This window comes from Rheinheimera sp., from assembly GCF_030824435.1.
Taxonomy (GTDB): Bacteria; Pseudomonadota; Gammaproteobacteria; order Enterobacterales; family Alteromonadaceae; genus Pararheinheimera.
This window is the reverse complement of sequence record NZ_JAVBXS010000079.1, coordinates 1-10502: the sequence shown is the minus strand read 5'-3', so window position 1 is coordinate 10502 and position 10502 is coordinate 1. Positions and strand designations below refer to the sequence as shown.

Genomic DNA, 10502 nt, shown 5'->3' with positions numbered 1-10502 from the left:
AGTCAGTAGCGCAGACAACAATAAAATGGTGGTTTTCATCAATAGGCGTCCCTGTATAAAAGTGGTGAGCCATCGACGTTAACACAAGGTTACTTTTTATGGTCGGTACAGCGGCCCGTTTTTCGGCAACGCTCAGAACAATATTTCACCTGTTCCCAGTCACGCTGCCATTTTTTGCGCCAGCTAAAAGATTTGTGACAACAGATACAAATTTTTTCCGGCAGATGCAGTTTGTGATGCGCCATCTGAATTGATTCTGAATAAAAACATGCAGGTGAATACGAACAAGGCGGGGCTTGGATCGGCCCGGCAGCAGGAAAAAGCCGGGCTGAGAAACTTTAAGAATCGAGGTAAGGACGACCTGACATCATTTGTTGTGCCAGTTGCAATTCGGCTTCACTGTCAGATAACTGCAACTCGCCAAACTGCACGTCAAACTGAATTAAATCGTCTTCCGGCATATTCTGCGCAATCAGCTTGTCTGGTACCTGACCTACCTGACGATACGCATTAATAGCCACCTGTGCCGCCTGCTCCATCAGCATAAAAAAGTAACCTAAAGGGAAGGTGCGGAACACTTCGTGGTCCAGCTGCGCCCAACCTAATAAATCACCACTGATGCTGCCATCGGCGTGATCGGTAAACAACAAAGAAACGGCGGGGAATGGTGGGTTTTCACCTGAGTTATATTCTTCGACATCCTGCTCGTTAAATAACAACACATAACCAAATGCCGGGCAGCCTTCAGCGTCCATATCGTCAAAGGCAGCGTCGTACACTAAAAACAGGCGTTGATCTGACATCGGTTGGGTCCGCAAACTAAAGGGCGCATATTCTACCTAAGGCAAAGCCAGAGCTAAAGGATAAATTAGCCTGAGCTGCCGTTTTTTTCGGCGTTGTTGCCTTTGTTAAAATGGTAAGGCTTGAGGTACTTTGGGTATTTCCAACAACATCGTCAAAAGTTGCAACAGTAAAGCCTCGTTTTCATTGGCATTTTTATCTGCCATCACCGCAGCTTCCAGCATTTCTGCCAGTTGTTTTTTCAGCATAGGTGCAGTGTGAATTAAATCCGGCAATATCAGTTGCAGGCTGTCAGGGTTGACCTGGGGTTGGGGTGTTTCTGCACTCAGCGTCAAAGCCGCTAAACCTGCTTGCCAGGCAGCTGCAGGTTCAGCACTTTGTAACGCACAGAGACTCAGCAGTTGCAGTGCTGGTGTTTGTATCTGATGCAGGCGGCTGAACCGGTCTTTTTTATGCAATAAATCGGCATCAAACTGGGTGCCGACACTGTGCTGTAAAAAGGCCAGCAGGCATGATTCCAGCAAGTCCTGCTGACCATCGGTATTGATCATGGCCTGACACAGTTCTTCCAATTGACGGAACTGCGATGCTGACAACAACTTCAGGCTAGGGGCTGCTAATTGCACCAATTGCAGTTTTTGCAGTGGCCGTAATAACAAAATCTGATCATAAAGTTTATCCACATCTTGCAATAAACTTGCACTACCCAGTTCTTTGATCAGGTGCCAGTGTTTACTCAGCTGTGCCGGTTGTACCAGACAAGCACATAATAAGGCCGGTGCAGAAGGCGGATGCTGGCTGCTATGCAATAACAAGGCGGGCAAAGCCGTCAGTACAGCCGATGCCTGTGGCATTTGCTGCAAAACCGGATTCATACTGGCCGCAGCCTTTGTGGTCGTTGTGCTGCTGGTTGTGCTCTGGCGCTGGTTGCGTTGTTTTAACTGCTCAGCCGTCGGAAACTGACCCAGCCAGGAGGGTTCAATTTTTTTAATACGATCTGTTAAAGGCGGATGAGTGGCAAAGAGGCTGGTCCAGCGGCTGACGGCTTCACCAAAAAACAGATGACTCATTTCATCGGCATTGGGGTTGCGTACTCTGCTGCCCATACTGGCAGCGCCAATGGCTTTCAGCGCTCCGGCAATACCTTGTGGGTTACGGGTAAATTGTACTGCACTGGCGTCGGCCAGAAATTCACGTTGCCGGCTGACGGCAGCTTTAATCAGGTTGCCAAAAAACGAACCCAGATAACCCAATACCATTAAGCCCAAAGCCAGGCCAAGTAAACCACCACCATTGTTTTTACTGCGACCAGCGCTAAACACAGCACCAGTACGGCCACCGCTTCGCAGCAGGTAATAACCGGCATGGCCAATAAATAAGATGCCATGCAACAGGGCAATCAGCCGGATATTCATCCGCATATCACCGTTCAGAATATGGCTGAATTCGTGTGCCACCACGCCTTGTAATTCATCGCGGCTGAGTAAATCCAGACAACCTTGCGTCATACCAATGACAGCGTCAGCCGGTGAATAACCGGCAGCAAAAGCATTGATGGAGTTTTCCGGTAACAGATACACAGGAGGTACTGGCACGCCGGCGGCAATGGCCATTTCGGCCACCACATTGAGCAGCACTTTTTGTTGTGGGCTGGCCATTTGTGGATCCAGCCGTTCTCCGCCCAAAGCTTCAGCGACCACCCGGCCACCTTTATTCAGTTCTGCCTGTTTTGACAGAATAACCACAGTGATCACCAACAACATCAGCAAAGTGCTGATACTCATGGCTTTCCAGGGCAAGGCAGACCAAAACTGCGGATGTTGCGGATTAAATAACAGCGTGGTTTGTTCAGGCTCAAGTACACCAAGGGTGATACAAAGCAGCACATTAGTCAGCAATAATAAGGACAACACCGCCAGACTGAATAAAACCACCAATAATCTGGTGTTGCGTCTGGCTTGATCCTGCGCCTGAAAAAAATCGACCGCCATTTGGGTTAAAAACTCACCTTAGGAGCAGCCTGAATGGCAGCAGTGTCGGCAAATTCCAGCAATTTGGCATCTTGTTGATGGCCAAAAAAACCAGCCAATAACACAGGAGGAAAACTTTGTTTGTAACTGTTGTAGGCCGTTACGGCGTCGTTAAAGGCCTGACGGGCAAAAGACACTTTGTTTTCAGTTGAAGTGAGCTCTTCTGACAACTGCATCATATTTTCGTTGGCTTTCAGATCCGGGTACGCTTCCATCACCATATTAAATTTGCTCATGGCACCTTGTAGTGTGGCTTCGGCACTGGCCAGATGACTGATGGCGCCTGCATCAGCAGGATTATTGGCCGCCACTTTTAATTCAGCAAAAGCGGCATTGCGCGCCTGAATCACAGCTTCCAGTGTTTCGCGTTCATGCGACATATACCCTTTGGCTGTTTCCACCAGATTAGGGATCAGGTCATAACGGCGTTTCAGTTGCACTTCAATCTGAGCAAAGGCATTTTGAAAACGGTTTTTCAGTTTAACCAGCTGATTAAAAATGCTGATGACGTACAACAACAATAAGCCAATGACCAATAACGTAATAAGGCTGCTCATAATGTCTCCCTACAGGTGGATCCGGATGATTGCCGGTAATAAAAAAATTACTCTAGCACTGTTAACATTAAATTAATAGCAAGGCGGCAGCAACAGGAAAGACCGGAAAAGCACCAGGCGCGGGCTGCTATTTTTCTGCTGTTGGGCTACTATGGCGCAAAGTTGTTGTGGCCTGTTGTGGCCGGATTTATCTGTGGTTCCGAGGTTGTTATGTCTGATTTTAAACATATTTCTATTGCTGATACCTTTGAAAAGTTACAGCAAAAACAAGTGGTGATTGCCGATATCCGCGATGAACAAAGTTTCAGCGCTGCCCATATTGAAGGGGCTTACCACCTGACCAACACCAGTCTGCATCAGTTTACCCAGCTGCATGATTTCCACACCCCTGTTGTGGTGGTGTGTTATCACGGCAATTCCAGTCAGGGCGCGGCGCAATATCTGGCACAACAGGGTTTTGATGAGGTGTACAGCATGGACGGTGGTTTTGAAGGTTGGCGGCACAATTATCCTTTTACCAGCAGTCAGGAATAATACCGGATGTTAAAACTGGCTGAGCTGAATTCTGCCAGCGCCGCTCAGACTTTTGCCGATTATTGTGTCAGCCGTGGCTGGCATGTCAGCGTAGTGGTGCAAAACCCACAACAAGCGGAGTTGTTCAGCGCCCCTGACTGTCTGGAGCTGGTGCAACACGAACTGGTGTTATTTCTGCAAAACCCTGAACTGGATAAATACAGTCAGGCGGCCTGGAACCGCAATCAGCCATCGAGCGCGTCACAAAGCCTTGGTCTGACGGACATCTGGCAGCGTATGCGGCTGATGTCGGGGTTTGTCACCCAAAGTATTGCGTTTTGTTGTGTGCTGGTGTTTTTTGCCCAGCAAATCTGGCCCGGGCCTTTGTATCAGGGGCTGAAGTTTTTTGATGCAACAACTTATCTGCAGCATTGGTTCAGCTGGCGCTGGCTGAGTCCGGCGTTGTTGCATTTTTCGGCGGCGCATCTGGTATTTAACTTGTTAGCCTGGTGGTTGTTTGCCGGTCGTATTGAACGCCAGCTTGGCAGTTTTGTGTTACTGCGGCTTAGTTTGCTGGCAGCCCTGATCAGCAATACAGCGCAGTTTGTGCTGCAGGACAGCAACTTTGGTGGTTTGTCTGGTGTGGTTTATGCGGTGATAGGTTTTGTCTGGGTGTATGGCTGGCGTTTTGCCGCGCAACCGCTTCGGCTTGGCCACGCCGATATTATGATGGCGCTGCTGTTTTTAGGCTTGGGTTTTGCCGATATGTTGTGGGTTAATACCGCCAACTGGGCCCATTTGTTTGGCTTACTCAGCGGTATGCTGCTTGCCATGATACAACGCCGGCATTAACCGGCGTTTTTACTGTTGTTTTACTGATAAAGATATTTGGTAAATAACACGTCCTGCACTACTTCAGCACCAGTTTCTTTCTTTAATAACTCATTGAGATTACGCAATATTTTTAATCTTATTTCTTCGCGGCCAGTCAGCGATTTGATCATATCTTCCGGCTCTTTGCCAAAGGTGGCCACTATGGCGTTCAGAATTAAAGGTTCGTGGTGTTCAACAATAGGCAGAAACTTTTCATCTTTAATCATCAGCTCCATGGTCACGCGCACATAACCCAGGCTTTTTTGCCCTGTGGTGACATAGTTGGTGACAATATCCGGATCAAAACCGTAATAAACCACTTTAGGTTTGGCCGGAGCCTTGTCCTGCGCCAGTACAACTGAGCTTACTAATAATAAAAGCAGCGCAAATATGTTTTTCATCTAAACCACACTGAGATTAGTTTGATTCTTAAGGCTGACAAGTGTACCTGAGCCCGCCAAGGCTGGCTATCAGCAAACCACAATTGCGCCTGCCATTTTGTCAGCGCAGATTCTGTCTTTAGGCGCCCGTCAGGGTATTTGCAACAGCCGCTTTAACTATTACAACAGCTTTTTGTCTTTGCCAGCCCTGGTTGTTATTTTTACGTTTTGTCTGAGCGCTGGTTCAGCCCCTTGCTGAAAAAGCATTGTGAAGTTGTTATGATGCGGCCAGTTTTGGCAGTTGATATGTCACTTATGTCTGTAACTTCTGAAGATTTGTTTGGTTATGCCGGCTGGCGTTTGCTGGAGATGGCAGCTTGTCCGCCGTTATGGCTGCCCTGGTTGTCGGGGCAAGGTTCGCTGACCCGTCAGCTGAAAGCCTACAAACCGGGTTTTGCGCTGCAGCTATTACAACAACAGCAGCTGCAGTTACCGGCGCAACTGGCTGAGCGCTGGCAATGCCAGTATGGGCTGCGCCGGGAAGTGTTAATGTCACTGAATGGTCAGGCTGCTGTATTTGCGCAAAGCTGGTTGCCAACCACCACCCTGAATGCCTTACAGCCTCTGGCAACCCTGGGTGAACAACCTTTGGGTGAATATATCTTCACCCAGCCACAGTTAAGCCGTGGTGTGATTGAAGTGGCCTGTTTACCACAAGGGCTTGATCTGCCGGCGGCTCAGGATGTAGCTCAGGCTGAACTCTGGGGGCGACGTTCTTATTTTTCGCTGCAACAGCATGAGTTTCTGGTGCAGGAAATATTTTTAACCGGATGGCTGGACCCATGAAACTGCAATTAACTCTGACAAACTGGCAGTCCTACAGCAGGCTGATGCGGCTGGAAAAACCTATTGGTACTTTTTTGTTGTTATGGCCCACTTATTGGGCTTTGTGGCTGGCCAGTGGTGGTATGCCTGAGTGGTCTATGTTGCTGGTGTTTACATTGGGTGTAGTGCTGATGCGGGCCGCCGGTTGTGTGATTAACGATTATGCCGACCGTAATTTTGATGGTGCTGTTGAACGCACCAAACAGCGCCCGCTGGCAACAGGCGAAGTGAGCCCCACCGAAGCTCTGCAGCTGTTCGTGTTGTTATTGGTGCTGTCGGCTTTGTTGTTATTGTTGCTCGACTGGCGCAGTGCGGCTTTGTCACTGGTGGCTGTGCTGCTGGCGGCCAGTTATCCTTTTATGAAACGCATTACCCATTTGCCACAGGTGGTGCTGGGCGCAGCTTTTAGCTGGGGTATGGTGATGAGTTTTATGGCCATTCAGGGTCAGCTGCCATTATTGGTATGGCTACTTTATGCCGCTAATCTGCTGTGGACAGTGGCTTATGACACTTTTTACGCCATGGTGGATAAAGACGATGACGAAAAAATTGGCGTCAAATCTACTGCCAGATTGTTTGGCAAATACAACCTCTGGGTTATCGCTTTATTGCAGCTGGGGGCTCTGGCGTTGCTGGAATGGGCCGGTGCGCTGGCCGGTTTAGGCTGGCCTTTTAGTGTGGCTTTGCTGCTGGTGTTATTGCTGTTTATGCAGCAGCACCGTATGGCCAGAACAGGGAGGGAAGGTTGTTTCCGTGCTTTTTTACAGAATCATTATGTTGGCTTGGTTATTTTTATTGGCATAGTGGCCGGTCAGATGTTCGTGTAATTCCCTTCTTTGCTGTTTGAGCTGATGCAACGCGCCTTTGGGCGCGCCAGCAGGCCAATCCAACTGCTGTTGTGTTACGTATCACTTTTATTCCTTCTGCCGTTTTGAGGTCAGCATGTTGTTGTTACAGGGCCTGGGTTATGCCGGTTTATTGCCTTTTTTGTTATTAACGGCTTTGTGTTATTGGCCGCTTTTCCCTGAATTTGACGCCCTGGCCATGTTTCAGCGTTACAGTGCCATTATTTTGGGTTTTATGGCCGGCGTGTTATGGCCGGTCTGGTCGCAACAGGCCGCCCATAAAGCACTGGCACTTTTTGCAGTGGCTTTGCCGGTGATAAGTTTTGCTGCCGGATTATTGCCCGACAGCCTTTTGCTGCTGGTGGAGCTGCTGTTGTTTTTGGTGTTGCGAGTTGGCGAACGTTGGTTTGGGCTGGATGAGCAGTATCATCCGGTTTACCTGCAATTACGTAACAGGCTGACAGGGGTGGTGGTGCTCTGTCATGCGCTGTTGTTGTTTAATCTGTTGGCTTTATAGTGTAAATACCTGATTTGGGTAAGGTTGGGGTCGGTAATGCCAATAAACGATAGAGTGAAGCCTGGCTGAAAGTTTTTTCTGGTATCGCCTGTCTTGTTAAACAGCACACAAAAACAGCAGAGGGTAAAACCATGAAATTAAAAGGTCTGTTGCCAAGCTTATGGATTGGCAGTTGTTTTGCCGTTTTATTCAGCCACAGTGTGCTGGCGCAAAACAACGAACCACAAACAGCGATGGCGGCCACTATTTCTCAGGAAAGCATAGTGTTGGGTGCTGGTTGTTTTTGGGGAGTAGAAAAACGTTATCAGGCTTTGCCTGGCGTGATAGATGCAGTGTCCGGTTATGCCGATGGTCGCGGCGTGCAACCCAATTACCGGGCCATTACGGCGGAAAAACAACGGTTTAACCCAAATAACTTTGCTGAAGTTGTGCAGGTGACTTTTAACCCAAAGCTGATTAGCAGCAGACAAATTTTGCAGTTTTATTTTGAGCAACACGACCCAACGCAAAAAAACCGGCAGGGCAATGATGTTGGTACTCAATATCGTTCAATAGTGCTTTTTACTTCAGAAACACAACAACAAACAGCTGTGATGGTGCGGGATCAGTATCAGCAGCTGCTCAAAGCTGCAGGTTATGGTGACATAGTCACCGAGATTAAAGCCCTGACCAAATTTTACCCGGCGGAAGATTATCATCAGGATTATCTGGCGAAGAACCCCGGCGGTTATTGCCCGGATCACTCAACTGGTGTGCGTTTTGCCAGTTCGACCGAAAACACAACAGCAGAGCCTGAACCAGACAACAGTATGTTGTTACAAGGCCAGCAGATTGTGGTGATAGACGCGCCCGATTGCCCTTATTGTGAACAGTTTAAAAAAGCAGTAGCCAATGATTATCAGGGTACTATCCCAATGCATTTTCGCAGCGCACAGCAGCTGAAAGGTTTGCAGCTGAAAACCCCAACTTTTGCCACCCCCACTATTTTGTTTTTACAAAACGGCATCGAAGTTTTTGGCCGCCAGGGTGCCATGAGTGCCAAAGAGTTTTATCAGGCGTTGGGGTATTTTAAATTGGGCGATTCAGAAGCTTTCAGAGTGGCTTTTGACAAAGGTACCGATAACAGATTTTGCCAACAATATGAAATTTTTAAAAACACCCCGGACGGGGTTTTTATTGACAAACTCAGTGGTCAGCCGCTGTTTGATACCCGCGACCGTTTTGATTCCGGCACGGGTTGGTTGTCATTTCGCCGTACTGTAAAAGATGCGGTGATAGAAAAACCGGACAACAGCTATGGTATGGAGCGTATTGAAATCCGTTCAAAAAGCTCTGGTATTCATTTGGGCCATTTGTTTTACGACGGCCCCGATGGCAGCGCCCGTTATTGTATTAATGCCACAGTGCTGGAGTTTGTCCCCCGTGCTGGCGGAGTATAAAAACGGGAAAAGTAACTGAAGGTAAAGGCTAAGCAGTGCCCGTTGAGTGCTGTCAGCCGGGTACCACAGGCGCCGGCAGCTGTATTTGTGGGCATTGTAACCATAACTGCTGCCCAGCTTGCCACTTGAGTGGTTGGCCTGCTGTATAAGGCATAAAGGCAACAGGTGAAAACTGTACCAGCGCCTGAGCTGCTTCCAGCTGATAAGCCTGAGTTAAATCAAGTAGTTCGCTGTGTTGTTCACCTGGCAATAACAACAATAAGTCTTCTTCAGCAGGTTCGCCTCTTTTGGCTTTGGCGCCCTGATACAACAACTGCCGGCCTTGTTGGCTGATGTGTAAAAACTCACTGAACCAGGCATCCAGTGGGCTGTGCCAACGCAGCATCACCACAGCTTGTTGACCCTGATTGCTGAACTGAACCTTGAGTTGCCAGGGTGTATGTGTGGTACTGACGTCACATTGCAGCAGTGTTGTGGCCGCCTGGCCTGATGCTGACATAAATACTCCCTGCAGCAACAAAACAATAAACAGTATTTTTTGCATCTGAAAAAAACGGGTGATGGCAGTTGGTTCTACCATAACCCGTTGTTTGTTATTGCACCAGTGCAACAACTAAGCGGTGTGGCTTAGTTTTGCGCCGGAGTGTTTTCAGCAAAATATTCGTGGCTATCCGCGTTCTGAATAGCTTGTGCCGGGTTGCTGATGGCCAGCGACTTGGCTGCACTGTGGCCATAAGCCAGATCGTCAGTGCCTGCGACCACGTTAAAGTGGCTCAGCTCATGCACTATGGTGCCGCCTTTAGAGTCGGTACCGCTGGTTGGTGCTGTCCAGAAGGCATTACACAAATACACTTTGTACGGCTGGGTAGGGTACACATAAGCAAAATACGACTTTTTGCAGCTGCAGTCGAAGGTTAATGGCTGGGTATTTAACGCGCTGTCGATATTGTTAAAGTTACCACGTACTGTGCTCCAGCGGCCGGCGTCATAGTTACCAAACCAGGTTTTGTAACGTACTGAGCTGCTTGGGCTTGAGTAGCTGGTCAGGTAACCTTTGGCATCAGCCGACATGGTTTTGGCGGCAGCTAAACCGGCCAGAATAGAGGTTTGTTGCGTGTTGCTGCAACGGCCGGTAAAAGTCACGCCGTTCACTGTAGTGCCACCACCATCACCTGGTTTGGCAGTGGTCACTATGCCACCTTGTTTTGCTTCCAGATAAAAGTTAACAGGTGCTGAGCTGATACCGTCGATACCAAGGCGCGCCAGTTTTTTGTCCTGACCCGGGTTATTGGTAAATAAGGTATAAGATTCAGCATGGTAGCTAATTTCGTACTGGCCGGTTTTGCTTAAATCGTACAATGAAGACAATTCCACTTCATAACTGACACTTTGGCCACTTTTCAGCTGGATATAGTCTTTTTGTTGGGCTGCCGGTCTTTTGTAGTGAGCGCCCAGATATTCGGTTTCAACACCGTTCACTGACACTTTAAACAAAGCTTCTTCGACACCTTCGGCTGGGGTGTACCATTTTAAAACCCGTACCGGTACTGCTTCTTCGTTGGTCAGGGTAACCTGAACCTTCACATCTTCGGCAGAGGTAAAGTTGGTTTTGCTTAATGCCAGGCTGGCACGAATGCCATCAGCCAGCGCCTGAGTGCTAAA

The 10502-nt window shown here is 48.5% G+C and carries 13 protein-coding genes; 6 read left to right on the top strand and 7 right to left on the bottom strand.

Features of this window, described 5'->3' with window-relative positions; translation table 11 throughout:
* Positions 1-89 precede the first annotated feature (89 nt).
* The 4 genes from RCH83_RS13900 to RCH83_RS13885 all read right to left on the bottom strand — a co-directional run bounded on the left by RCH83_RS13900 (position 90) and on the right by RCH83_RS13885 (position 3388).
* Positions 90-245, bottom strand: coding sequence for a DUF2256 domain-containing protein (locus tag RCH83_RS13900; protein ID WP_306523116.1), 156 nt, complete (start codon positions 243-245; stop codon positions 90-92).
* A 93-nt stretch (positions 246-338) separates the two neighbouring features.
* On the bottom strand, positions 339-803 hold the full coding sequence (locus RCH83_RS13895; RefSeq protein WP_306523114.1) for a hypothetical protein: 465 nt from the start codon (positions 801-803) through the stop codon (positions 339-341).
* 105 nt (positions 804-908) lie between these two features.
* Positions 909-2792 carry a M48 family metallopeptidase gene (locus RCH83_RS13890; protein ID WP_306523112.1) on the bottom strand — a complete coding sequence of 628 codons (1884 nt, stop codon included), beginning with the start codon at positions 2790-2792 and terminating at the stop codon, positions 909-911.
* Between the two features lie 5 nt (positions 2793-2797).
* Positions 2798-3388, bottom strand: a complete 591-nt coding sequence (locus tag RCH83_RS13885) for a LemA family protein (RefSeq protein ID WP_306523110.1) — start codon at positions 3386-3388, stop codon at positions 2798-2800.
* Between the two features lie 210 nt (positions 3389-3598).
* On the opposite strand from RCH83_RS13885, the gene glpE reads away from it, so the two are divergent.
* Together glpE and RCH83_RS13875 are read left to right on the top strand one after the other, a co-directional pair.
* Positions 3599-3922 (top strand): thiosulfate sulfurtransferase GlpE, encoded by a 324-nt coding sequence (gene glpE, locus RCH83_RS13880; RefSeq protein WP_306523108.1) that lies wholly within the window; start codon positions 3599-3601, stop codon positions 3920-3922.
* A gap of 6 nt (positions 3923-3928) precedes the next feature.
* Positions 3929-4753 carry a rhomboid family intramembrane serine protease gene (locus tag RCH83_RS13875; RefSeq protein ID WP_306523106.1) on the top strand — a complete coding sequence of 275 codons (825 nt, stop codon included), beginning with the start codon at positions 3929-3931 and terminating at the stop codon, positions 4751-4753.
* A gap of 20 nt (positions 4754-4773) precedes the next feature.
* On the opposite strand, the gene RCH83_RS13870 is transcribed toward RCH83_RS13875, so the two are convergent.
* Positions 4774-5175: a flagellar basal body-associated protein FliL gene (locus RCH83_RS13870; RefSeq protein ID WP_306523104.1), complete on the bottom strand. Its 402-nt coding sequence runs from the start codon at positions 5173-5175 to the stop codon at positions 4774-4776.
* Positions 5176-5460: 285 nt separating this feature from the next.
* Between RCH83_RS13870 and RCH83_RS13865 the strand changes: the two genes are divergently transcribed.
* The 4 genes from RCH83_RS13865 to msrA all read left to right on the top strand — a co-directional run bounded on the left by RCH83_RS13865 (position 5461) and on the right by msrA (position 8840).
* Entirely contained in the window at positions 5461-6000 is a 540-nt protein-coding gene (locus RCH83_RS13865) for a chorismate lyase (RefSeq protein WP_306523102.1), read from the top strand.
* A complete protein-coding gene (gene ubiA, locus RCH83_RS13860) occupies positions 5997-6866 on the top strand; it encodes a 4-hydroxybenzoate octaprenyltransferase (RefSeq protein WP_306523100.1) in 870 nt (289 codons plus the stop codon). Before RCH83_RS13865 ends, ubiA begins: the two co-directional genes overlap by 4 nt.
* A 115-nt stretch (positions 6867-6981) precedes the next feature.
* A complete protein-coding gene (locus RCH83_RS13855) occupies positions 6982-7401 on the top strand; it encodes a DUF3429 family protein (RefSeq protein ID WP_306523098.1) in 420 nt (139 codons plus the stop codon).
* Positions 7402-7532: 131 nt separating this feature from the next.
* A complete protein-coding gene (msrA, locus tag RCH83_RS13850) occupies positions 7533-8840 on the top strand; it encodes a peptide-methionine (S)-S-oxide reductase MsrA (protein ID WP_306523096.1) in 1308 nt (435 codons plus the stop codon).
* Positions 8841-8892: 52 nt separating this feature from the next.
* Here msrA and RCH83_RS13845 read toward each other — a convergent pair whose 3' ends face one another.
* Both RCH83_RS13845 and RCH83_RS13840 read right to left on the bottom strand, forming a co-directional pair.
* Positions 8893-9339, bottom strand: coding sequence for a hypothetical protein (locus RCH83_RS13845; RefSeq protein ID WP_306523094.1), 447 nt, complete (start codon positions 9337-9339; stop codon positions 8893-8895).
* 128 nt (positions 9340-9467) lie between these two features.
* Positions 9468-10502, bottom strand: a 1035-nt coding sequence (locus tag RCH83_RS13840; protein ID WP_306523092.1) for a M35 family metallo-endopeptidase, incomplete at its 5' end; no start/stop codon positions are given.